A 22901-nucleotide genomic window follows, 5' to 3' on the forward strand; every position below is an offset into this window, starting at 1 on the left:
CGGGCACCTCGGCCAGGCGGCAGGCGATATCGACCGCCACCTGCTCGGGCAGCAGACCGCGGTCGACCGTGGATCGCAGACGGGGCAGCCGCCGGTGGATCTGCATCCCGGCCTTCACCAACCGCGCGGCGTGCCAGCACGTGAGCTGACACGCCGCCACGAGGTGATCGCGTGCCCGGGCCTCCGGATCCAGCCGGGCGTACGCGGGCCGACGCGACCCGGCGCAGGCGCCTCCCTCGTCCGCCTGGGCCTGGGCGGACCGGGCGAACTGGTCGACCAGGACGTGTGCCGCCTCGAGCCGCGTGGCCCCGGCACGGTTCTGCGCCAGCGTCGCGGCCCGGGCCGCCTCGCTGACGGCCTCCATGTCGACCATGCCGAGGGGCTCGGGTACGGCGAACAGCGAACTCGTCGTCGTCACCATTCCACCCCCTCCGCCACCGGCATCGAACCTACATTCGACATTACCCGCGCCGGCGCATTAGTACAAGGGTTCGATCACGTTCGATCACTCATCCCAACCGGGTACCCACCCACTGCGCCAGGGAAACACCGTCACCTGCACCCGATCGACCAGACCGGCGGCCATCAGCGCCCGGTTCATCGACAAGCTGCCGTGCGAGCGCAACGACACGTCGGATTGCTGCTTCAAGCGAGCGACCACCTCGACGGCGTCTCCGCTGACGATGGCCGCGTCCGGCCAGTCGAGGGGACCATCCAGCGTCGTTGACACCACCGTCGTCGGCAGCGTGGTCATCCGGGTGACCCAGGGGTCGAACACGCCGGAATCGTCAGTAGCCGCCCCAATCACCGTTGTCGTTGTACGACCCGAAGCCGTCGAGGCTGGCGAAGACGTCAAACGTGGAGGTGGCGGTCATGGTGTTGCCTCCTAGATCGTGGACGCCTCCCATGGGAGGCGTCCGGAGGTCAGCCCGGTTGGAGTGTCCGGAAATCGCCTCGGTCGAAGCTGATGTGGAACCTCCTCGAGTCGATCCGCCAGCCGTCCGGCGTCCGGGTCCACAGGTCCGAGTACTCGCCGAGGCACTCGTAGGACAGATCGGACCGGTCCCCGGCGCCGAGGTGGAGGACCCGCGCATACGTGAGGCTCCGCGCCCGGTCCTCGTCCCCGTGGAAGGCGAGCTGCACCCGATGGTTGCCCAACAGGTGCTGGGACGGTCCGCAGCCCCCGAGGTGCTCCCTGACCCTCTCGACGATCGCCTGCCGACCGGTCGCGCCGTACCCGGTCGCGGCCTCGGTGAACAGCTCGCCCAGCCCGTCCCAGTCGCGTGAGTCCAACGCTGAGGCCACTTCGGCCAGACGCTCGATGATCAGGTCCCTATCACTTGTCATCTCCTCTTGGTAGCAGGGATCGCCGGGGGATCTCAGCTGTCCTGGCTAATCTGGCCGCCATGACCGACGTCGAGATCGCGCTGTCCACCGGCCGCGTCAAGGGCACCGATCTGGGGGATGTGGTCCGCTACTACGGCATCCCCTACGCCGAGGACCCCGTCGGCGACCTGCGGTTCGCCGCCCCGGTCCGTCGCGAACCGTGGCCGGGCGTCCGCGACGCGACCCGGCCGGCCGCCACCGCGCAGCGGCTGCGCTTCGACCCCGATCCGGCGATCCCCGAGCCGATCGTCGCCGGCACGGACATCCTGCACGTCGACGTGTGGGCCCCCACCGAGGGCGCGGGCCACCCGGTGCTGGTGTGGATCCACGGCGGCGGCTGGGAGTCCGGGTCATCGCACCAGCCCTGGTTCGACGGGACCGCCTTCGCGCGCGCCGGGATCGTCGTGGTCTCGGTGGGCTACCGCCTGGGCGTCGAGGGGTTCACCGCGTTCCCCGACGCCCCGGACAACCGCGGGGTGCGGGACTGGATCATGGCCCTGGAGTGGGTCCGCGACGAGATCGCGGCGTTCGGCGGCGACCCCGGGCAGGTCACGGTGTCGGGTCAGTCGGCGGGCGGCGGGGCGGTGCTCTGCCTGCTCGCCTCGCCGTTGGCGGCCGGCCTGTTCCACCGGGGGATCGCCTCGTCGCCCGCGGTACTGCGATCGCCTGCCGCTCAGGCCCCCAAGGGCACGACCGCGGCGGAACTGGCCGCCGGCGGCCGGGGTGCCGTCGACGAGTTCCACCGGCGCCTGCGCAAGGACAATCCCTTCCTCATGCCGTTCCGCCCGACGGTCGGCGACGACACGGTCCCGGTCCCGCCCCTGGAGGGCATCGGGAGCGGTCCCGGGCTCGCCCTGCCCCTGCTCATCGGCTCCACGGCCACGGAGTTCGAGGGGGTCGTCCGGGCCCTCCCCGGGCCGGCGCTGGTGCCGGGGGCCGCGATGATCCTGCGGTCCCAGGAGCTGCCCACCACCGGACTGCGCGCGCTGGCCAGGCAGTCGGCGGGCAAGTCGCTGCGACGGGCGGTGGGGGCGGTGGTCGACGCCGCGACCATCCACTCGACCGTCGTGCGGGCGGCGGAGACCCGGGTGGCCGCCGGCGCGCCCACCTGGGTGTACGACTTCCGCTGGTCCGAGGGCCGCGGCGCCGTCCACTGCGCGGACCTACCGTTCTTCTGGTCGGTTCCAGAAGCCGCGAACGTGCGGGCCTACCTCGGAGCGGATGCGTCGCCGGAGCTCGTCGACGCGATGCACCGGTCGTGGGTCGACTTCGTCCGCTCCGGAGACCCGGGGTCCCCGCCCTACGAGGTCCCCGGGAGGCGCGTGCAGGTGTGGGATGACCCTCCCGCTGTCGTCGAGGACGGACTGGCCGATGTCCGCGCAGTCTGGTGGCCCGCCGGAGGCTCCTGACGCCTTGCTACGATTGCGCCGCGCGTGCCGGTGACGTACCCGGCGCGTGCGGGGGGCTATAGCTCAGTTGGTTAGAGCCGCGGACTCATAATCCGCTGGTCGCGGGTTCGAGCCCCGCTGGCCCCACCATCGCTCGACTCATCACCACAGCTGGCCCCACCACCACGCCGCGACCCCACCTCGGACGCGGGTCGGCCCGGTCGGGCGGGTCAGGAGCGCCCGACTAGGATCGATCTCCATGGTCGCCTCCCTGCTCATCGCCGGTACGACCTCGGATTCTGGGAAGAGCGTCGTGACCACAGCGCTGTGTCGGGCGTTCGCTCGCCGCGGCATCAACGTGGCCCCGTTCAAGGCCCAGAACATGTCCAACAACTCGATGGTGGTCGCCGCCCCTCGCCGCACAGGTCCGCACAGCACAGGCCCGGACGGCACCGCCGAGATCGGGCGCGCGCAATGGATCCAGGCCCTCGCAGCGGGCGTGGCCCCGGAGCCCGCGATGAACCCGGTGCTCCTCAAGCCCGGCGGCGACCGGCGCAGCCACGTGGTGGTGATGGGACAGCCAGCCGGGTCGGTGTCCTCCCGCGACTTCGTCGACGGACGGACCCACCTGGCCGAGGCCGCGTACGCCGCCTACTCCGACCTCGCCTCCCGCCACGAGCTCGTCATCTGCGAGGGGGCCGGCAGTCCCACCGAGATCAACCTGCGCTCGAGCGACTACGTCAACATGGGCCTGGCCCGGCACGCGGACATGCCGGTCGTCGTGGTGGGGGACATCGACCGCGGCGGGGTCTTCGCCGCCCTCTACGGCACGGTCGCACTGCTCGAGCCCGCCGATCAGCGGCTGGTCGCGGGGTTCGTCATCAACAAGTTTCGCGGCGACCCGACGCTGCTGGCCCCCGGGCTGCGGCAGATCGAGGACCTCACCGGCCGGCCGGTCCACGGGGTGCTGCCCTGGAATCCCGACCTCTGGCTGGACTCGGAGGACGCCCTCGCGGTGGGTCCCCGCGCCGCCGACGCCGCCGCCACCCTGCGGGTGGCCGTGATCCGTCTGCCGCGGATCAGCAACTTCACCGACGTCGACGCCCTCGGCCTGGAGGCGGACGTCGATCTGGAGTACGTCACGGAGCCCCGCGACCTCGCGGGGGCGGACCTCGTCGTCGTCCCCGGGACCCGCGCCACCCTCGACGACCTCGCCTGGCTCTGCGCCCGGGGCCTCGACCGGGCGCTCACCTCCCACGTCGAGCGCGGCGGCGCGGTGCTGGGGATTTGTGGCGGCTTCCAGATGCTCGGCGGGGAGATCGCCGACCCGGACGGCATCGAGGGCGAGCCCGGCGCGCGGGTGACCGGACTCGGACTGCTTCCCACCACCACGCGCTTCGGCGCCGAGAAGGTCCTGCGACTGCCCACCGGACGTGCGCTGGGCGAGGACGTGGGCGGGTATGAGATCCACCACGGCAGGGTGAGCGTCGGCGGCGGGGGCCAGCGGGTCGACGACGACGAGGAGTTCCCCGGCGGAGCCCGGCGGGGCCGCGTGTTCGGCACCATGTGGCACGGAACCCTCGAGTCGGACGGCTTCCGGTCGGCTCTGCTGGCCGAGGTCGTCGGCGGCTCCGGCGGCGTGGGGGAGGGCTCCGGCGGCGCGGGTCGTGTGCGTCCGGCCTCCGGGGTGAGTTTCGCGCGGGCCCGCGAGGCGAGGCTCGACCTGCTGGCCGATCTCGCCGAGGAGCACCTCGACCTGGACGCGCTTCTCGAGTTGGCCCGCTCGGGTGCTCCGGAGCTGCCGCTGCTGCCGCCGGGGGCGGACCGATGAGCGTGCTGATCCTCGGCGGCACCGCCGAGGCCCGCGACCTCGCCGTCCTGCTGCAGGAGGGCGGCCTGCGGTTCTCCTCGTCTCTGGCGGGCCGGGTCGCGCGGCCCCGGTTGCCGGTGGGGGAGGTGCGCGTCGGCGGGTTCGGCGGCATCGACGGGCTCCGGCGGCACCTCACGGAGGCCGGCGTGACCGCGGTCGTGGACGCCACCCACCCCTTCGCCGCCGGCATCTCGGCCAATGCCGCCGCAGCCTGCGCCGCCGCGGAGGTCCCGCTGCTGCGCCTCGAGCGACCGGGGTGGGCCGCCGCCCCCGGTGCGGACGGCTGGCACTGGGTAGACGACCACGACGAGGCCGCCGCTACCGCGTCCCGCGTGGGCCGGCGGCCGTTCCTCACGATCGGCCGGCAGTCGCTGGACAGGTTCGTCGGCCCGCTCGCCGAGCACCACGCGCTCGTCAGGGTGGTGGACCCGCCGGAGGTGGAGCTGCCCGCGTCGTGGCGACTGCTGCTGAACCGCGGCCCCTACTCGGTGGAGGGTGAGCGTGAGCTCTTCGCCGACCACGGCGTGGACGTGCTGGTCACCAAGGACTCGGGCGGCGGTCACACGTGGTCGAAGATGGCCGTGGCCGACGAGCTCGGCGTGCCGGTCGTGGTGGTGCGGCGGCCCGGGTCCGCGCCGGGCGTGCCCGTGGTGGACAGTGCCGCAGCCGCCGCGGAGTGGGCCAGCAGCCTGGATTGAAGATGTCGCCCACGCGCGAAGCGCGGCACAATTGTGTACATGTCTACCGAGCCGCTCCGTGATGTCCGGGCCAACTTCAGCGACGTGGTCGACCGTGTCTCCAAGCACCACGAGCGCGTCACGGTGACCAAGAACGGACGTCCGGTGGCCGTGGTCATGAGCCCGGACGATCTCGTCGCTCTCGAGGAGACCCTCGATGTCCTCTCCAACCCGTCAGCGTTGGGGGATCTCCGGGAGGCCGATGCGGCGCGGGCGCGCGGAGAGGTCGTGCGCGGCGTCGATGCCGTCCGGGCCCTCCGCTCGTAGGCCGCGCGGTGGAGGGCTACGAGCTCGTCGTCGCCCCACCCGCGGCTCGGGCGATCCAGCGGGGCCTTCCGGAGAACATCGCCGCGGCGGTGGTCGAATTCCTCACCGGGCCACTGATCGCGAACCCACGGCGAGCGGGAAACGAACTGCGCAGGGAGCTGACCGGCGTGTACTTCGCTCGTCGCGGGACCTACCGCATCCTGTATCGGATCGACGACGACGCCAGAGAGGTCCTCGTTCTCCGGGTCGAGCACAGACGGGATGTGTATCGGTGAGCGCGGTCTGAGCGGCTGGTGTCGTCGGACAGCGCGCTCGTCGTCGCGGAGTCAGACCAACTCGGCGGCCGTGCCCATTCCGCGGCCCGCTAACCGGGCGAAGCGCCGCGCGTGCGCCGCGAACCGGGCCGCCATCGCCGGATGCCCAGCCCAGTGCGTGTGTAGGTAGGACGCGTGGACCGACCCGCTGACGAAGCCCTCCGGTCCGGCGCTGCTGGTCCATGCGGGAGCTGCTCCCGATTCGTCCGCGCGCGAGCCCGCCGCGCCGGCGGGCGGGTTCACGGCCGTGCGGTGGAACTCGTGGCCGGTGACCTCGGTGCCGGCGGTCGCCAGGACACTGTCGGCGACGGCGGTCGACCGGCGGTAGGCCAGCGTGAGCCGCGGGGCCATGGCCGCGTCGGCGTCGACCGCACCGACCATGGGGACACCGTCGAGGGTGCGACAGAGGTAGAGCAGGCCCGCGCACTCGGCGACGGTCGGCGTCCCGGCGGCCGTCGCCGCGCGCAGTGCCCGCAGCATCGGCTCGTTGGCGGCGAGGTCCGCGGCGTGCACCTCGGGGAACCCGCCCCCGAGGTAGATCCCCGCGGCGGTGTCGGGCAGTGCCTCGTCGGCCAGCGGGTCGAACGGCACGACCGAGCAGCCGGCCGCCTCGAGCAGCTCGACCGTCTCGGCGTAGCGGAAGGTGAAGGCCCGGCCACCGGCCACGGCGATGAGCGGGCGGACCTCGTCGTCGTCGACCTCGTGGGCCCGGTCATCCACCGCCGTGCCTCGGCCCGCGCCGACACCACCAGTGCCGATGCCGCCCAACGCTGCTCCCGCCGACCACGCCTCGCCCGCCAGCGGCGGCGCCTCACGCGCGATCCGCATGACGGCCTCCAGGTCGATCGACGCGGCCACCTTCCCGGCCAGGTGGTCGAGCGAGCGCGCGGCCTCCGGGCGTTCGGCGGCGGGGACCAGGCCGAGATGGCGGGAGGGGGCGGTGACGTCGTCGTCGCGCTGGAGGACACCCAGCACCGGGATGCCGAGGGGCGCCAGCGCGCGTCGGACCTCGTCGGAGTGGCGGACCGAGCCAGCCTTGTTGAGCACCACCCCGGCGATCCGCACAGCCGGGTCGAAGGAGGCCATCCCCAGCACCACCGCGGCGATGCTGCGCGAGGCGTGGGAGATGTCCACCACCAGCACGACGGGGGTCCCGGTGAGCGCGGCGACGTGGGCGGTGGAGGCGAACCCGTCGCCGCCGATGTGCCCGTCGTACAGGCCCATGACGCCCTCGATCACCGCGACGTCGGCGGGCCGTCCCACGGGCCGGGCGCCGATCTCGCCCCCACCCGCGGCGGCACCGTGCAGCAGCAGCGGCTCGATCCGCTCCTCGCCCACCAGGTGCGGGTCGAGGTTGCGGCCCGGCCGCCCGGTGGCCAGGGCGTGGTAGCCGGGGTCGATGTAGTCGGGGCCCACCTTGTGACCCGAGACCTCCAGCCCGGTGCGGCGCAGCGCGGCCATGAGGCCGGTCGCGACGGTGGTCTTGCCGTGCCCCGACGCCGGTGCGGCCACCACGATGCGCGGCAGCTCGGTCACCATTCGATGCCCCGCTGCCCCTTCTGCCCGGCGTCCATCGGGTGCTTGACCTTGCCCATCTCGGTGACCAGGTCGGCGACCTCGAGCAGCCGGGGGTCGGCGTCGCGGCCGGTGATCACCACGTGTTGCCGGCCGGGGCGGTTCGCGAGGGTGGCGACCACGTCGTCGACATCCACCCAGCCCCATTTCATGGGATAGGTGAACTCGTCGAGCAGGTAGAGGTCGTGCCGCTCGTCGGCGAGGCGCCGCTTGATCTCGGCCCATCCTTCGGCGGCGTCGGCGGCGTGGTCGTCCTCGGTGCCGTCCTTGCGCGACCACGACCACCCCGAGCCCATCTTGTGCCACTCGACGGGCCCGCCCTCGCCGGTCTCGTCGTGCAGGCGGGCGAGGCGTTCCATGACGGTCTGCTCGCCGATGCGCCACTTGGCGGACTTGACGAACTGGAACACCCCGATGTCCCAGCCCTGGTTCCAGGCGCGCATCGCCAGGCCGAACGCGGCGGTGGACTTCCCCTTGCCGGGCCCGGTGTGGACCATGACCAGCGGCCGGTTGCGGCGTTGCCGGGTGCTGAGCCCGTCGTCGGGCACGATCTCCGGCTGTCCCTTGGGCATCAGGCCACCTCGTTCCGGGGGTCGACGCCCCGGGGGCGCGCGGTGCGGGCGCGGACGGTATCGGTGAGTCCCTCGGCGGTGACCTCGCCCAGTGGCACGTGCTCAGCGCCCAGGTGCCCGGCGAGCTCGGAGGCCAGGCCCATCCGGAAGCGGCCGGTCTCGCAGTCCACCACCACCGAGGCCACGCCGAGGGAGGCCAGCCCGGTCGCCGCGGTGCGGGACCTGGCGAGGGCGTCCGGGCCGTGGGTGGCGCGGCCGTCGGTGACGACGACGAGGAGGGCCCGCCGCCGCGGATCGCGGACGCCCTCGATGCGCAGGACCTCAGCAGCGGTGATCAGTCCCTCCGCCAGTGGGGTCCGGCCGCCCGCCGGGAGTTCCGCGAGGCGAGTGGCCGCGATGTCGACCGACGACGTGGGCGGCAGGGCCACGTGGGCCGCGGCCCCGCGGAAGGTCACCAGTCCCACCTTGTCGCGGCGTCGGTAGGCGTCCAGCAGTAGGGAGAGGATCGCGGTCTTGACCTGCTCCATCCGGGTGCGGGCGGCCATGGAGCCGGAGGCGTCCACGCAGAACAGCACGAGGTTGGTCTCGCGGCCCTCGCGTACGGACGAGCGCAGGTCCTCGGCGGCCAGCCGGAGTCGGCCACCATCGCGGCCGGCTCCGCGACCGCGGGCGGATTGCTGCGGCGCGGCGGACCGGATCGTGGCGGGCAGGTGCAGGTCGGACCCGGTGAACGCGCCCGCGCCGATGCGGCGGCCGCTGGTGGTGAGGGCCCTCGACCGGCGGCCGGCCGCGCCCTGGCCGGTACCGGCGACGGCGAGCAGGCGGGTGCGGTACGGCGCCGCGGCCGCGGTGACCGTGCCTGGCTCGGGCGGGGTGGGCCCGGGAGCGTCGGACCCGGAGGCGTCGGCGGGGGTGTCCTCCGCGGCGTGTCCGCCGGGCAGCTCGTCGGCTCGGCCGTCGGCGTCGTCGTCCGATTGGCCGTCCGCCTGGTCGGTGCCCGCGGTGCCGGAGTCGTCGCCAGCGCCGGGGCTGTCCTCGGTCTGCTCGGCCTGGCCGGACGGGTGCTCGTGCCCGGCGTCCTCGGCCGACGCCCGCGCCGGGGCGGACTCTGCATCCGAGGTGTCTGCCGACGCGGACTCGTCTGCGGACTCCGACTGTTCGGCGTCGTCGGCCGGCGCGGTCTCGTCTCGAGGGTCGGGATCGGGCTCGTCGTCGTCGCCCAGCAGCCGCTCCAACAGGTCCTCGTCGAGGCCCGGCGCATCGAACGGGGCCCGACGGCGGCGGTGGGGTAGTGCCATGCGCGCGGCGACGCGGATGTCCTCGCGGGTGATCCGGGTCCGGCCCTGCCAAGCGGCGTGGGCGGCGGCGGTGCGGGCGGTGACGATGTCGGCGCGCATGCCGTCCACGTCGAAGCCCGCACACACCCGGGCGATGGTGGACAGCGCCCAGGGGGTCAGTCTCACCCGGTCGAGCACGCGCCGCGCGGCGGCGATCCGCTCGCGCACTGCGGCCTCGTCGGCGGCGTGGGCGGCAACGAACCCCGCCGGGTCCGCCTCGAACGCGATCCGGCGGCGCACCACCTCGGCGCGCAGCTCCGGGTCGCGAGGTGCGGCCACCTCCGCGGTGAGGCCGAAGCGGTCCAGCAACTGGGGCCGGAGCTCACCCTCCTCGGGGTTCATGGTGCCGATCAGCACGAAGCGCGCGGCGTGCTCCACCGAGATGCCGTCGCGCTCCACGGTCACCCGGCCCATCGCAGCGGCGTCGAGCAGCAGGTCCACCACGTGGTCGTGGAGCAGGTTGACCTCGTCCACGTAGAGCAGTCCGCGGTTCGCGCGGGCGAGCAGGCCAGGTTGGAACACGGTCACACCGTCGGCGAGCGCACTCTCCAGGTGTAGTGATCCGGTGATGCGGTCCTCGGACACCCCGATCGGTAGCTCGACCAGGCGGACCGGCCGCCGCTCGGTGGGCGCGTCGTGGGGGATACGCCCGTCCGGGGTCTCGGAGCCGCGGTCCTCGGGTGCGGAGGAGAAGCGGTCGCCGGTGACGACCTCGACCTCCGGCAGGACCCCGGTGAGGGCGCGGACCATCGTGGACTTGGCCGTGCCCTTCTCACCGCGGATCAACACGCCGCCGACCGCCGGGGACACCGCGGTCAGCGTCAGGGCCAGCGCCATGTCGTCGGAACCGACGACAGCGCTGAAGGGGTAGTGCAGTGGCATGGGGGCTCCCGCTCTCGTCTGCCAGGCTGGTCAGCGCGAGGCCGGTCTCCGGACTTCCCGGCTCATCTCGGACGTGCGCGCGGGGCGCGATCGCCTGAGAGGCCGGGTTACCGTAGCGGGCCCTGTGCCGGATTCTCACCGGCTTCCCTGATTCTCCCCTCCGCCCCGCCTGTGGCGGGTCGTGGGGCACCTCGTGCTGTGGGGTCTGTTCGGTTGTGTGGTCCCGAGGCTAGCCCAACGGCCTGTCCCGGGGCGCCTCAGGTGTCGCGGTAGGGTTCCGCGTCATGAATGCACGGGTGGTGGTCGTCGGCATCGGCGGCGACGGGTGGGCGGGGCTCGACGAGGCCCGCCGTCGCGCCGTCCTGGGCGCCGATGTGGTGCTCGGCGGCGAGCGTCATCTGGCGATGATTCCGGGCGACGTGACGGCCGAACGGGTGCCGTGGCCGCGGCCGCTGCGGGACGGGTTGCCGGAGCTCCTCGAGCGGTTCCGCGGGCGGTCGATCGCGGCCCTGGCCTCGGGTGATCCGCTGGTCGCCGGGATCGGCACCACCCTGATCGACCTGCTCGGCGTGGACGCGGTCGAGGTGCTCCCGGCGGTGTCCTCTGTCGCGCTGGCCCGCGCCCGGATGCGGTGGCCCGCCGAGTCCGTGGCGGTGCTGCGCGACCACCGCGCGCTGCCCCGAGAGCTCGCGCCGGGGCGGCGGGTGCTGGTGCTCTCGGCCGACCGGCACACGCCGGGAGAGGTCGTCGCGATGCTTGTTGGCGCCGGCTTCGGGGGGAGCGCGATGACCGTGCTCGCCGATCTCGGGGGCCCGGCCGAGGCCCGTTTTTCCCGCGCGGCGCGCGACTGGGCTGTCGATCGCGAGGCTCCCGCCCTGCACGTGTTGGCCATCGAGTGCGTGGCCGATTCCTCCGCCCGCCCACTCGGGCTGGCGCCGGGATTGCCCGACGACGCCTTTGAGAACGACGGCCAGCTCACCCGCCGCGACCTGCGGGCCTCGGCTCTGTCGCGGCTCGCACCGGCCCCCGGTGAGCTCTTGTGGGATGTGGGTGCGGGCGCCGGGTCGGTGGGCATCGAGTGGATGCGCGCGCACCCGTCGTGTCGGACGATCGCCCTCGAGGCCGATCCCAAGCGGGCGGCGCGAATCGAGCGCAACGCGGCCGCGCTCGGGGTGCCCGCGCTGGAGGTCGTCCACGGCCGGGTGCCGCAGACTCTGGACGGTCTGCCGCGGCCGGACGCGGTGTTCATCGGCGGGGGTGGCACCGCCCCTGGCCTGCTGCGACGGTGTTGGGACACGCTCGCGCCGGGCGGCCGGCTGGTCGCCCACGCGGTGACCCTGGAGACCGAGCGCGTGGTGATCGACGCCCGCGCCGAATTCGGCGGGGAGCTGACAAGGATCCAGGTCGAGCACGCCGACTCGATCGGCAGATTCACCGGCTGGGCCCCGGCCCGTGCGGTGGTGCAGTGGGCGGCCGCGAAGCCCTTCGTCGCTGCGGCTGATACTTCGGAGACAGGGGAGAGCTCGTGACCGTTCACTTCGTGGGAGCCGGCCCCGGCGCCGCTGACCTGCTGACGCTGCGCGCGGCTGCGGCGCTTGCCGCCGCCGACGTCTGCCTGTACGCGGGGACCTATCTCGACGACGGTGTGCTCGACCACTGCCGACCCGAGGCCCGGCTAATGGATACCCAGCATTTGGACCTGGACGGGATCATCGCGGAGATCACCGCGGCCCACTCCGAGGGTCTTGAGGTGGTCCGGCTCTGTTCGGGTGACCCGTCGCTGTACTCGGCGCTCGCCGAGCAAACTCGCCGACTCGACGCGGCGGGCGTTCCGTGGGATGTGGTTCCTGGTGTTCCCGCCTATGCGGCGGCAGCCGCCGAGCTGGGGGTGGAGCTCACGGTTCCCGAGGTGGTGCAGTCGGTGGTGCTCACCCGCGTTCAGGCTCGGTCGACGGCGATGCCGTCGACGGAGTCACTGGAGAACTTCGCCGCCACCGGCGCGACGCTGGTACTGCACCTGGCGATCACCCGTACCCGCGAACTCGCTGAGCGGCTGATCCCCACGCACGGCGCCGACTGCCCGGTGGCGGTGGTGGCCAACGCGAGCCGCTCGCACCGCGTGGAGCTGCGCGGCACTCTCGCTGACATCGCCGCAGCGGTGGAGGCGGCTGGCCTGCGCCAGGCAGCGGTGATCCTCGTGGGACCGGCGTTGGTGCGGCCGGGCGAGGCGGAATCGTGGTTGTACGCGTCGAGCCCGGAGCGAGAGTCGAAGCGGCGGGGCTGAACGGATAGGCCGAAGGCAGCGGGCAACAGACAGTGGCCTCCGGCCGCCAGGAAGCCCGAACTGACGCAACGGTATCGGCGAAGGGCCGCGTGGCTCGCCAGGAACGCCAGCTGCGAGACCCGCGAGGATCGGAGAGGCTTCAGCTGCGCTCGCCAGCATCGAGGCGTAGTCACGTCCCCTGTGGGGTACACCCGTGCGGGACGGAGCGGGTGGCGGCGTTCTCGCTGTGTCGCAGGGTCGATATCCCCACTTGTGGCACGAGTCCCGCTGGGGTGCCGGTCGCAACACCAAGGATGCTGCCCAAGCTGGGGGACCTGTCGGGTCAGGTGACCTCGACAGCCTCGATTCCATCTGCGGTGCGGGTCGCGTCCGCGGTGGCCTGGGCGCAACCGAGTAAGGAGTATGCCCAGTCGATGTCGGTAAGTAAGAGCCACTCCTGGCCTTCGGGCCACAGGGCATCGACGCCGCGGAAGCGGTCAGAGGCGAGACGCGTCATCGCGGGTATGTCGGTGACCTTGGTCTCGAGAACCCGCATCTCGCGTCCAAGCTCCACGAGCGGTGAGCAGATCTGGGAGGCAGGGACAACGGTGAGTTCCGGGTGGATAGCCGCGGTGGGATCGGTGGTGTAGTACGCCACCGAGTGGTCGGGGCCTGGTCCGTAGGTATGCCAGGCAAGGCCTGAGGTGTCGAAGACCGCGCCGAACGCCACCTCGGGTGTCGATGTGTGGCCGGCAAGAACCTCGAAGAGCGCCTCGATCTCGACAAGTCCTTCTGCGCCTTCAAGCGGTGTCCCGAAGCGGTCATCGCAGGCATCGTATGGGTCTTGAGGTGGGGGATTTCCGTCGGTGACTGCCAGGTCCCACCACAACGATGATGGCGAGATCGTCACACCATTTGCGCTGGCCACTTCGGTCCAGGTGATGTCCCGTTCGTCCGTGCGAGCGGGGTGTCGGATCAGCAGCAGAATGTCGAAGCCGGCGAGCTCGACCGTGCTCTCGGTACGGGCCGCGTGTACATCACCCAGACTTCGATGTTCCTGGACCCATTCGAGGTGGGGATCTCGGGTGAGGGGCTGGATCCCGCTGTGGAGGAAGTGTTGCCAGTCCCGTCCTTCGGCCTCGAGATAGGCGAACAGGAGCCGAGTCATCCGGTCGGGCAAGTCTGACTCGATCCAGACCACCGCGTTGTTGTCGGTGCTTGATCTTTCAATCCTGAAGCCCACTGTTGCCCCGCGTGGGCTACGAAGCTCCAGCTGCATGGGACTGCGGGACTGCACGGTGTACGGGCGAGACAGGCGAGGACGTCGTCTGTGCTGGACGAAGTCGCGCCAGGTGCCGAACGGCCTCAGTGAGGGTGGTTTCTGTCGGAGTCGTCGGGTACGCGCGTCTCGAGCGGGCCACTGGACGGTGTCTCCCGCCCGAAGTGGGGGAGTCGGAGTCAAGCGGTACAACGCTGCAGCTTCAGGGTCAGCGAAAGCGCGAAAACCGGCATGGAAGTAGGGGGATCCAAGCAACGCGCCGATCATTGCTGGATCCAACGCCATCTCAACGCGATCAGTGCCCACCAGTGCCACAGTAGCGATCAACCGCCGTTGCGCTGGGCTTTGTGCAAGCCCCCTGGAGCGAGTGGGTCGCTTGAGGGGCGTCTGGCCGAGCCTTCACCACCCGCCTGGAGGGATCCCGGTGTCGGACCAATCGATGGCCGCGAACTGCTCTTGGTACGCCGCACGGTCGAAAACGAACGGTCCGAGTGCTTGGTAGTCCCACTCCCTGACTCCGTGCCGGAACCCGTGCCATTCGACGACGTCATCCCGGACCTCGACGTGTGCCGTCAGCGGCCAACAATCCCAGGTCCCGCAGGCGCACCCCAGCAGAACGGTGTCTCCATCGCCGAAGCGCGATACCTCGGGCCGGCCCAGAAAATGCTCAGGGCCCTTCACGTCCGCGACAAACATCGGGAGGTACGAGCCGGCCGGACCGTCCGTTTTCCCTGCTCGGATCTCTGCCCTCTCGACGTCTGCAGCGTGATCCACCAACGGTCGCCCGTCGATCATCAGTGCGACACCCTTGATGCCAGTCACCGTAGACGTGTCCAAGGGCTCCAGATGGGCAACGAGTCGATTCAGCTGCATGCTTCGCTCATTCCTGCCAGGCGGGCGGATAGGTTATCGGGTCGTCGAGGTCGGCATTGGCCGGGTCGTCATCGGGGTCGGGGTGAATCCAGTGCACGTGTCCGCGGGCTCTACCGGTGAAGTCGACCGCGTGTTCAGTGCCGTCAGCCGCACAGATGATTAGCTGATCGTCGTCGGTCCACTTCGTCCCCCTGGTGGCTTTGGCCTGGTCCCGGTGCCACCGTTGTTCTCGATCTCCCCACGCCAGAGTCATCGTCTTCCGGTCCTCGACGCGCACGAGCTTGCCGTCGATGAGCTCACGAAACGGGTAGTCGTCGGGGTCGAAGCGGATCGGACCGTATCGGTCGTGAATACGCACGGACGGATACGGCTGGGTGATGGCAAACAGCCGACCGTCGACAACGACGGTGAAGTTGCCTCCGTCTTCGGTGACGCGTCGAATTGTCACCTCCGATGGTCCACTGTGGTCGCAGCGCACGATCTCTGCCGGGCAGGTGATCCAGCACCCGCCGCTGTCGGCGTGAAGACGCCGGCTCCCGCCGTAACCGGGCGGCTCGAACGCCAGCGGGAGTAGGTACTCGGTCAGCCTGTTGGGGGATTGGGATCGGTCCAGGTGAAGAAGGACGGGCGTGGATCGATCCATGACCCACACATCGGAACCGTGGGCCGCCACGTCGCCGGCCTCGAACCGGGGCGACTGGTCGGGAACATCATCCAGGTCAAGATCAACCAGGATGCAGCGTTCTTCGAACTCGCCGTCCTCGGCGAAATTCCACCAGGCTGGCCAGTAGCGGTCCGGCGACGTGCCGAGGTCGGTGAGCCGCTCGGTACCCGGGACATACCCGTGCGATCTACCCGTCTTCTTGACCTGTTGCTCCACGAGCTGCAGGCGACGCACCCTGCCGGTCACTGTGCCAGGCCGGCCAGGCACTGCGTGATTGAAGTCGGGGGTGAGGAAGCCGGTGACGTGCATCAGACCGGCTACAGGGGAGTGGTGACGCCAGGTGGAGCTCCACCCGTCGCCGGTGACGTCGAACGGCCACCAGAGGGTGTCGTCCTGGTCAGACCAGGGGGCATCTCCGAACTTCGGCTGCACCGTGACGCGGTGGGCGGTCGTGCCCGGTTCGTTGGTTGCTGCGGATGAGCACAAGGAGAGTTTGACGCTGATGACGTCATCCACGTGAAGTGGGGGAAGGGTTCCGTCTTCGAATATTTCATGGCCGACGAGGACTTGAATCACTCGCGGCGTGATACCGGTTTTCATTGATGAGCCCCACGCAGTAGACGAACCAGTGGGCGAAGCCACCGGGCGCGAGGTTACCTGACTCGGACGGTACCCGACAGGCATCGACTAAGCACGCACATGGTGAGAGCGAACCGTTCTCTCGATGCCGCTCGGCGGGTTGCTTTGGCTGCGCTCCTGCTGGGCTTGAAAGTCGCACCGCGTCGATCGCATATTCATCGACGTTTACGTTTCCGGCTCGGACGTGTCCGCTGACGCCGGCCCGGCGGTGACCGGTTCGACGGGCCGGGGCGGGAGGTGCCGGTAGAGGGTGGTGCGGGTAATGCCGGTCTTGGAGACGATCTCGGCGATGGTCTGTCCGGTGTCCCTCAGGTGCACTGCGTAGGCCAACTTGTCTGAATCCACCACTGAGGGGCGTCCAACCCGGCGTCCCTTGGCGGTGGCCACGGCCCGGGCATGCGCCGCTCGCTCGAGGGTGTAAGTGCGTTCCATCTGTCCGAACAGGGCCAGCAGCACCACCGCGAGTTGGGACATCGGGTCGTCCGGGTTGGTCGAGTCAATCTTGATCGGATCGGCCAGGTTCCGTATCCCGATCCCGCGCTCGGACAGTTCGTGGATCAAGTTCAAGGTGTCGCGCACGGTGCGCCCGAGTCGGTCCAGAGTGTGCACCACGATCACGTCGCCGTCGCGGGCGTACTCCATGACCGCGCGCAATCCGGGGCGGTCGACCGTGGACCCGGACTTCTTATCCATATAGATGCGATCGGCGTCGATGCCTTCTCGGCGCAGGGCGTCGATCTGCCGATCCAGGTCCTGTTTGGCCGTCGACACCCGCGCGTACCCCGACTCCATGCGGGAAGCGTACCGAAAGTTAGACCCGAACTACCGTCACGGGACGCGATAATGGGCCCAACTTTTGGAACGTATTTTTCAATCGCGACGAGTGGAGCCCGCGGTCGACTGGGACCGTCCCACAACCAAGGAACTGGGACGGTTTCTGTGACTCCTCAATTTGGGAGTAGGGACCGGGAGAGGTCTGCGGACTGCGAGGCTGGGAACGCTGTTCTCTCCCAGGAGGTCGCGTTCCCATGGTTAAGCTCGGCGCATGTCCGACGATGCGCGCTCCGACCGTATGGACCATGTGGCGGACGTGTTCGCCGAAGTGTTCAGGGGCTGCGCTCGAATGACGGGCACCCGCGAAGCCCGACTGCATCTCTCGGGTTACATCGGGTCCACCGTGGTCTGTGTCTACGAGCCGTGGCCGGTTGGTGTCCCCGGCTTGCTTGTCGGGGACACTATCGACGAGGACTGGGGTCGCGCAGAGCAAGTCGGCAATCTCTTCACTGACCAGTTGATGGAGATGCTCGAACCTGGCGGCAGTCGCAGCTTCGATTTGCCCGCAAAAGTCGATCGTTCAATCATCCACTGGGATCCGACGTTGCAGTTCAGCGAGAACCTTCCCCGAACCCCCGAGCAACTGCGCGCCGGCGTGTTGCCGCCAGGCTTCGTCTCACGGCTACCCGACCCATGGCCCGGCCCGGCTCCAGCGCCACCACGGCAGCCACGTCCCCCTCTGAAAACGATGCTGTCGGACCTGGCCGAATTCGTGGTGGCTTACTTCCGAATCCTCCGACATCGCGACGACTGAACACGGCCGCCACCGGGCTGACCTTGTTGTCGGTGTTCCGCCCACGAACTGTGCGACAACCAGGAGGTACCCGTGGAGGCATTCCTCGTTCCGCTTCTGCCCCCGGTGGCGCTGGCGCTCGCGCTCTGGGCATTCATCATCTGGGTGTCCTTCAGGGCTACTGGGCGAGGCGTGCGACGAACTGCGGCCGCTGTCTCTGTGCTGCTGTCGATCTGCGGAGCGATCGCCTTCCTCGGCTTCACCGGCAGTGACGACTACAACGACTACCCCGGTTACACCTGCTCCCTGCGCGACGGGCACGTGCCGGAGGGCTTTCCGCCCGAGCGGCTCCCGCCGCCGCATCCCGACGCCACGCACCGATTTCACCCCAACATCGACTGGTCTCATGGGTACGAACTGCTCCCCGCCGGGGTTCGCTGCACCTACTGGACTAGAGACGACCCCCGAATCACGGCCGTCACCCACAGTCCTTGGTCATATTCGGTGTGGATCTACGGACTCCTCATCATCGCCGTCGCCCAGGCCGCACGAGTGGTCAACCCAAGCCTTCTCACGCGAAGAGCACCCTGATCAGTCGGGCCTGCCGCAGACCGCGAAAGACAGAGCAGGCAGCGCCGAACACGGTGTACGGGCCGTCCCTGACCGACGTCTATGGACTGCGGCGTCGAATGTCGCTCCGCCGGCACGCGTCCCGGCGGAAAGTTTCGTGAGGGTCGGTAATTCAGCTGTCCGGACTGCGGAAGCTCCGAAATCTCCTGGGGCGGGTTACTGCTCCCAGCGCGCCTCGACTTCCGGCGCCACGGGGATCTGGTGGACGATTCGTTCGGTAACCGGCAGGGCTTGGATCGCGGTGATCGCGTCCCACTTGAAGGCTCCGCACTCGCCGGTCGATAACTCTGGGGCACGCATCCCCATGTTCGAGTCGTCGACAAGCCAGACGATCGGTGGGGTCATTTGATCCACGGTGCAGGTCTGCAGATCTCGGGGCTCAGACGGCAGCGCATAGCCAGCGAGGACCGCGTCCAGGTTGCCGGTGCGGTGTTCCTCGACCCAGGTCACGGTGTGGTTAACCACCCCGGCGTTCCAATCGCCGTCACAAGTCACGACGCGCGTGGGCGCGAACCCTGCTGGGATCGACATCTGGTCGGGTGCGGGGGGCGTGCTCTGCGGTAATTGGGAGAAGCTGAGCAGATTGGCGGCCAGACAGGTCGGTTCGACCAAGCCAGGCACGGCTTCCTGTGGTTTTGGTGATGCCGATACCTCGATGCCGGCGCCCGTATCGCTGCAGCCCGAAAGCAATGCGATCGCAGCCACTCCCACGAGGACCCTCAAAGCGTCCATGCCCCGGACTTTACTGGTGCCACTGGCGTGACCGCTGCCGTATCGCTGTCCGTTTCTCCCGATCAACCGAGCACCGAGCACCGAGAAACGGTCTGGACGGAACCCCGCTGTGAGGCCCGTGACGGCGACTTCTGACATCCGTGCAGGCAGCTTATGAAACTGACACCGCTACTATGACCCGGCTGGGCGCCGTCCCGCGAACGCAACTTGTTGGAGTGATTCGTTTTGAGTGGCCGCGCCCTAAGAACACTTGGACGTTTGGCGGGCTTATCCACCGTCGCTGGCGAGATGCTCGTGATTGATATTACCGTCGATTGGGTGTCCATTGACTTAAAAATCAGCCCTTGGGAATCTGTGCGGCGCTCTTTGGTGCGGTAACCCTGGTAGTAATTTGCGCGACGCTTCTAAGCAGAAGCAAGACGCTGTTTTACGTCCTCTCCGCGTTGAGTGCGCTGGGAGGAGTCGTACTACTTCCTACAGTTCTCATGACGATTATGTACTTCTGGCCTCCATTGCTGATTTATCCCCTCCTGTGCCTCATTGCCTTCCTTGGAAGCTGCGTGTCCTTTATGGCAGCTCGGGCGACATCCCCTCCGCCTTCTGCCCGCGCCTGAGCTATTGCTCGCGCGAAGGGCATGGACCACCTGCCGCAAAATCAGAAGGCGAAGGCCCTCCCATCGTTCTGGGCCAATACGCGCCTCGTCGTCATCCGGGTGTGTCGGGTCCGATTCAACGTGGACCGAAATGTTCCCGGGCATACTCCGATGCATGCGCACGTCGAGGTTCACCTGCGCCGGGGCAGTCCTAGTAGGCGCTCTGGTGGTGGTCGTCCCTGGGGCGGGGGACTCCACTGCGCTGTCCTGTATTGATAGGGCGGTGACGGCGGAGTCGGCGGTCGAGGCTTTCCGCGCAAGCGAGGCCGTGTTCGTCGGGTTCAAGGAGCGCGGACTCATCGGATTCGACCAATACGTGGTGCTCAAAGTACACAAGGGCGACTTGGGTAAACGCGTTCTCGTGGCGAAGGACATCTATGCGGACGGCCCGGCCGGTGGTCCTGCCCGGCTGATCCGCGGAGACAATCCTCGGGGGATCGGGGACGTCACCCGCACAGACCAGTGCCCCATAGATGTTCGGGATGCAGGAGGAACTCCGGTCCCGGATGCTCAAGTGGCGCACACGGCATACGGCGCGCCACACGATCCGGGGCTCACGATTACTTCCGTGATGCTGACAATTATGAACTATCCGCTCCGGTGGTTCTCCAGCTGGCCTGTGTGGATAGCGCTCGCCGCAGTGCTCTTGTCAATCGTGGGCCTTCGGGAGTACCGCGCTCGAACCAGGTAGGTGCGCGTGGCCTGCAAGTTCGGGGAGGGGCTCCGCGAGCCCGTTGCGAGTCAGACCGGGTGACAGGCCTCTGGCCTGCCCGAACCGGGGCAGCGCGGAACGAGGCAAGTTGTTAGCGGAACGCCTACGCCCGCGGTCACGTTTACATAAGGTCTGGTTATCGGCCGTGCGTTATTTCCCGGTACGGGAGAGGTGCCGGCTCTTTCCGCTGTGGCGGCGGGAGCGGGTCGACTCGTCAATTCTCGGGCGTGGTCATCACCGCGGGTGTCTGCCACAGTGGATGTCAGGTCGGGGAGGTTCCGGTGGCCGAGTGGGCTGAAGTGAAGGGGGCGATGGCCAATGGGCGCCGGCTGCCGGTTCGAGGGCGAGTCACCGCGCACCGCCACTCCAGGTTCAGCGTTGGGTATGCGGCAGGGTCTCCGCTCATGTTGGTGTTTCTGCACCCGCAGGGCCTGGATGTTCATCGCGCGCAGGGCCAGTTGAGGCTGGATCGGGTCGACGGGACGCCTCACTTCATCTCCACCGGTGCCAGGGCCTGGTACTTTGCCGAGGACCCTGAGCGGCCGGTGACAACCGAGTTGCGGTTCGCTCGCATCGTCGGCCCAGGCTATGAGGTGGTGGCCGCCTCGGACGGGGTCGAGCAGAGTATTGAGCAGGGTTTTCCCTCGGGGCCGGTGCAGGAGAGCACACATCTGGGCCGACCGGTGTGGGTCATCCCGGGCACCGTGGACGGCGTGGCGGCCCAGTTGACCGTCGACCAGGGCACCGGCGTGGTGGTGGCCGTGGCCGCAGTGGACGGCGACTGGGCTGCGCAGTTCACCTCCATCGAATTTCCCGAGTCGATCGACCCGGCAGTGTTCGGGTGGGATGGGCCCTCCGCCGAGGCGCTCCCGGTGGAGTTCATCGACCGCGAAGACGGCACCTGGACCGTCGACGAGCTCACCACGTCGACCGCCGCCGAGCCCTACGCCGGCCGACGCGTGTATCCGGTCCAAATACCGCTGTGGCTGATCGAGGACGGCTCGGTAGCCCCACCTCGAGTGGGGGACACCGTGCACTGGCCACTGTTGTTCAGCACCGACAACGAGGGTAGGCCGGAGGTCGAGTCTGCGGTGGTGACGATCCTGGCCGAGGCGGCCCCCGCCAAGGACCAAAACCCCCACGTCGACTCCACGCAGACCAGGCGCTGGCCAACCCATCTGCAGGGCGACGGATGGTGCGCAGCGTGGGCTGCCGAACGGCCGGTGGTGGGAACAGTGGCGGTGCGCGGCTTCTTATGGCTAGACGCACTCGGCCAAGCAGTGTTCGGCACGGATCTGATGCATACCCGCGGGCGGGTATGCCGGATCCAGGTCAAGCTGCAGCGACAATGCAGAGTCCAGACCGCGATGCGCACGAGATGGGAGGACATTGCCGACTCGGCCCGATGGATCGATGTCCAGACCTGCCCCCACGTCTTCGGTATTCCCGAGCGCTCGAAGGTTCTGCCTGATGGCACCCGGGAATACCCGGTCGACGTGGTCGTGCACCTGGACCTGGACACCGCCCAGCCGCCCACGCCGCGACCCCGACTCGTGGCCGGCAGCTCCGCGGTGAGCGGTCACACCCTGTGGGTGGCCGATGAACAGCTTCCAATCATCGCGCGCCTAGACCTGAACCTCACAGGTCCTGCGGTGCAGACGGTACTTCCGCTTCCGGTCGCCACGTCTCACCCGACTACTCAGCACCACCTGTCGGTGTACCCCGACACGCAGGGCTGCTGGGTCCTGACTCGCGATCACCGCTACCGAATCGACCAACACAGCCCGGAGGCGGTCCTCGATACGGAACCGCTGGGAGAATGGTCAGCCTGCGCCTACGACGGCCACGTGATGCTCATCCTCGGGCAGCGCTCCACCCTGATCCACCCCGACGGACGCCGGATCGCACTAGATCTGCCGAAATGGGACTCGAGCCCGGTGATCGCCCAGCGCCGCAGCAGCGATCCCCGCTTCGTCGTCGCGCTGCGCAAAGCCGATGTCCCGATGCGCCCGAACAGATACGGGGGCGCTGATGCCCAGTACAACTATCGCCTGGTCACGATCTCCGACACCGGAGACGTCACTGCGGGACCCGAGGTGGAGTTCACCAGCCGTGTCGATGCCGTCGGCATAGTCGACGGACAGATCTGGGTGGTGACCCAAAGCGCGATCCATACGTTCGCAGACGACCTGGCACCCCACACCGTCCTGAACGCGTCGAGACTAGGGCTGGAGGCGGGTTTCGTGCAGAACCAACTGTGGATACTCGCACACCACCGCAGTGCCGCCGCCTCCTCGGGCGGGTGGACCAACCGCGACGGCGAGACGACATTCTCCGATGAGGAGGGCTTCGGGCTGTTCGGGTTACTGGAATTGCCGTCACTTGAACCTGCGGGTGCGATGGCAGTGAACTCTAACTATTTGCGTGTCACGGCCGACGCCGATGGCACGGTGTGGGTGCCCGGGCGAGAAATACGCGGCCTGCACCCGGATGGCACGGTCACACGAATCGACATCGCCGACTTCCTTTGAGAAGAGGGCGTGTGACCGTCAACTAAAAAA

The 22901-nt window shown here is 69.2% G+C and carries 20 protein-coding genes, 1 tRNA gene, 2 pseudogenes and 1 riboswitch; of the genes and pseudogenes, 12 read left to right on the top strand and 11 right to left on the bottom strand.

Annotated elements, in window-relative coordinates; genetic code table 11:
- The 3 genes and pseudogenes from AC3DE3_RS12910 to AC3DE3_RS12920 all read right to left on the bottom strand — a co-directional run.
- Window positions 1-421: pseudogene (locus AC3DE3_RS12910) on the bottom strand (HNH endonuclease); the annotation flags it as partial.
- A gap of 108 nt (window positions 422-529) precedes the next feature.
- Window positions 530-875, bottom strand: a pseudogene (locus AC3DE3_RS12915) (dihydrofolate reductase family protein); the annotation flags it as partial.
- 49 nt (window positions 876-924) lie between these two features.
- Window positions 925-1347 carry a nuclear transport factor 2 family protein gene (locus AC3DE3_RS12920; RefSeq protein WP_488370247.1) on the bottom strand — a complete coding sequence of 141 codons (423 nt, stop codon included), beginning with the start codon at window positions 1345-1347 and terminating at the stop codon, window positions 925-927.
- Window positions 1348-1406: 59 nt separating this feature from the next.
- Between AC3DE3_RS12920 and AC3DE3_RS12925 the strand changes: the two genes are divergently transcribed.
- From AC3DE3_RS12925 to AC3DE3_RS12950, 6 genes are all read left to right on the top strand, one after another.
- Window positions 1407-2795, top strand: a complete 1389-nt coding sequence (locus AC3DE3_RS12925) for a carboxylesterase/lipase family protein (protein WP_488370248.1) — start codon at window positions 1407-1409, stop codon at window positions 2793-2795.
- Window positions 2796-2847: 52 nt separating this feature from the next.
- Window positions 2848-2924: transfer RNA gene (locus AC3DE3_RS12930), tRNA-Ile, on the top strand.
- 109 nt (window positions 2925-3033) lie between these two features.
- Complete coding sequence (locus tag AC3DE3_RS12935; RefSeq protein ID WP_488370249.1) at window positions 3034-4605, top strand: cobyric acid synthase; 1572 nt, start codon at window positions 3034-3036, stop codon at window positions 4603-4605.
- Complete coding sequence (locus tag AC3DE3_RS12940) at window positions 4602-5342, top strand: cobalt-precorrin-6A reductase (RefSeq protein ID WP_488370250.1); 741 nt, start codon at window positions 4602-4604, stop codon at window positions 5340-5342. Before AC3DE3_RS12935 ends, AC3DE3_RS12940 begins: the two co-directional genes overlap by 4 nt.
- Before the next feature lie 39 nt (window positions 5343-5381).
- Window positions 5382-5648 (top strand): type II toxin-antitoxin system Phd/YefM family antitoxin, encoded by a 267-nt coding sequence (locus AC3DE3_RS12945; protein WP_488370252.1) that lies wholly within the window; start codon window positions 5382-5384, stop codon window positions 5646-5648.
- A gap of 8 nt (window positions 5649-5656) precedes the next feature.
- Window positions 5657-5923: a type II toxin-antitoxin system RelE family toxin gene (locus AC3DE3_RS12950; RefSeq protein ID WP_488370253.1), complete on the top strand. Its 267-nt coding sequence runs from the start codon at window positions 5657-5659 to the stop codon at window positions 5921-5923.
- A 51-nt stretch (window positions 5924-5974) separates the two neighbouring features.
- Here AC3DE3_RS12950 and AC3DE3_RS12955 read toward each other — a convergent pair whose 3' ends face one another.
- Genes AC3DE3_RS12955 through AC3DE3_RS12965 form a run of 3 tightly spaced genes read right to left on the bottom strand, consistent with a single transcriptional unit; the run spans window position 5975 to window position 10328 of the window.
- Window positions 5975-7501 (bottom strand): cobyrinic acid a,c-diamide synthase CobB, encoded by a 1527-nt coding sequence (locus AC3DE3_RS12955; protein WP_488370254.1) that lies wholly within the window; start codon window positions 7499-7501, stop codon window positions 5975-5977.
- Window positions 7495-8109: a cob(I)yrinic acid a,c-diamide adenosyltransferase gene (cobO, locus tag AC3DE3_RS12960; RefSeq protein WP_260486742.1), complete on the bottom strand. Its 615-nt coding sequence runs from the start codon at window positions 8107-8109 to the stop codon at window positions 7495-7497. Before cobO ends, AC3DE3_RS12955 begins: the two co-directional genes overlap by 7 nt.
- Complete coding sequence (locus AC3DE3_RS12965; RefSeq protein WP_488370255.1) at window positions 8109-10328, bottom strand: VWA domain-containing protein; 2220 nt, start codon at window positions 10326-10328, stop codon at window positions 8109-8111. The genes cobO and AC3DE3_RS12965 overlap by 1 nt, the downstream gene beginning before the upstream one ends.
- A gap of 22 nt (window positions 10329-10350) precedes the next feature.
- A riboswitch (cobalamin riboswitch) is annotated at window positions 10351-10537 on the bottom strand.
- A gap of 75 nt (window positions 10538-10612) precedes the next feature.
- On the opposite strand from AC3DE3_RS12965, the gene cbiT reads away from it, so the two are divergent.
- Together cbiT and AC3DE3_RS12975 are read left to right on the top strand one after the other, a co-directional pair.
- The gene (gene cbiT / locus AC3DE3_RS12970; protein WP_488370256.1) at window positions 10613-11857 is read left to right on the top strand and encodes a precorrin-6Y C5,15-methyltransferase (decarboxylating) subunit CbiT; all 1245 of its coding nucleotides are present in this window, start codon (window positions 10613-10615) and stop codon (window positions 11855-11857) included.
- Window positions 11854-12612, top strand: a complete 759-nt coding sequence (locus AC3DE3_RS12975; protein ID WP_488370257.1) for a cobalt-precorrin-4/precorrin-4 C(11)-methyltransferase — start codon at window positions 11854-11856, stop codon at window positions 12610-12612. Before cbiT ends, AC3DE3_RS12975 begins: the two co-directional genes overlap by 4 nt.
- A 322-nt stretch (window positions 12613-12934) precedes the next feature.
- Here the strand turns inward: AC3DE3_RS12975 and AC3DE3_RS12980 are convergent, their stop codons facing one another.
- The 4 genes from AC3DE3_RS12980 to AC3DE3_RS12995 all read right to left on the bottom strand — a co-directional run bounded on the left by AC3DE3_RS12980 (window position 12935) and on the right by AC3DE3_RS12995 (window position 16838).
- Entirely contained in the window at window positions 12935-13870 is a 936-nt protein-coding gene (locus tag AC3DE3_RS12980) for a hypothetical protein (protein WP_488370258.1), read from the bottom strand.
- Between the two features lie 399 nt (window positions 13871-14269).
- Window positions 14270-14743, bottom strand: coding sequence for a hypothetical protein (locus tag AC3DE3_RS12985; protein ID WP_488370259.1), 474 nt, complete (start codon window positions 14741-14743; stop codon window positions 14270-14272).
- Between the two features lie 7 nt (window positions 14744-14750).
- Complete coding sequence (locus tag AC3DE3_RS12990; RefSeq protein WP_488370261.1) at window positions 14751-15923, bottom strand: hypothetical protein; 1173 nt, start codon at window positions 15921-15923, stop codon at window positions 14751-14753.
- 288 nt (window positions 15924-16211) lie between these two features.
- Entirely contained in the window at window positions 16212-16838 is a 627-nt protein-coding gene (locus tag AC3DE3_RS12995) for a recombinase family protein (protein WP_488370262.1), read from the bottom strand.
- A gap of 253 nt (window positions 16839-17091) precedes the next feature.
- On the opposite strand from AC3DE3_RS12995, the gene AC3DE3_RS13000 reads away from it, so the two are divergent.
- Both AC3DE3_RS13000 and AC3DE3_RS13005 read left to right on the top strand, forming a co-directional pair.
- Window positions 17092-17634, top strand: a complete 543-nt coding sequence (locus AC3DE3_RS13000) for a hypothetical protein (RefSeq protein WP_488370263.1) — start codon at window positions 17092-17094, stop codon at window positions 17632-17634.
- A 72-nt stretch (window positions 17635-17706) separates the two neighbouring features.
- Window positions 17707-18204 (top strand): hypothetical protein, encoded by a 498-nt coding sequence (locus AC3DE3_RS13005; RefSeq protein ID WP_488370265.1) that lies wholly within the window; start codon window positions 17707-17709, stop codon window positions 18202-18204.
- A 195-nt stretch (window positions 18205-18399) separates the two neighbouring features.
- Here the strand turns inward: AC3DE3_RS13005 and AC3DE3_RS13010 are convergent, their stop codons facing one another.
- Entirely contained in the window at window positions 18400-18975 is a 576-nt protein-coding gene (locus tag AC3DE3_RS13010; protein ID WP_488370266.1) for a hypothetical protein, read from the bottom strand.
- Window positions 18976-19743: 768 nt separating this feature from the next.
- Here AC3DE3_RS13010 and AC3DE3_RS13015 point away from each other — a divergent pair.
- Both AC3DE3_RS13015 and AC3DE3_RS13020 read left to right on the top strand, forming a co-directional pair.
- Window positions 19744-20319, top strand: a complete 576-nt coding sequence (locus tag AC3DE3_RS13015) for a hypothetical protein (protein ID WP_488370267.1) — start codon at window positions 19744-19746, stop codon at window positions 20317-20319.
- Window positions 20320-20744: 425 nt separating this feature from the next.
- Window positions 20745-22871 (top strand): hypothetical protein, encoded by a 2127-nt coding sequence (locus tag AC3DE3_RS13020; protein WP_488370269.1) that lies wholly within the window; start codon window positions 20745-20747, stop codon window positions 22869-22871.
- Window positions 22872-22901 lie beyond the last annotated feature (30 nt).

Source organism: Dietzia sp. IBK-p2-16D (genome assembly GCF_057773085.1).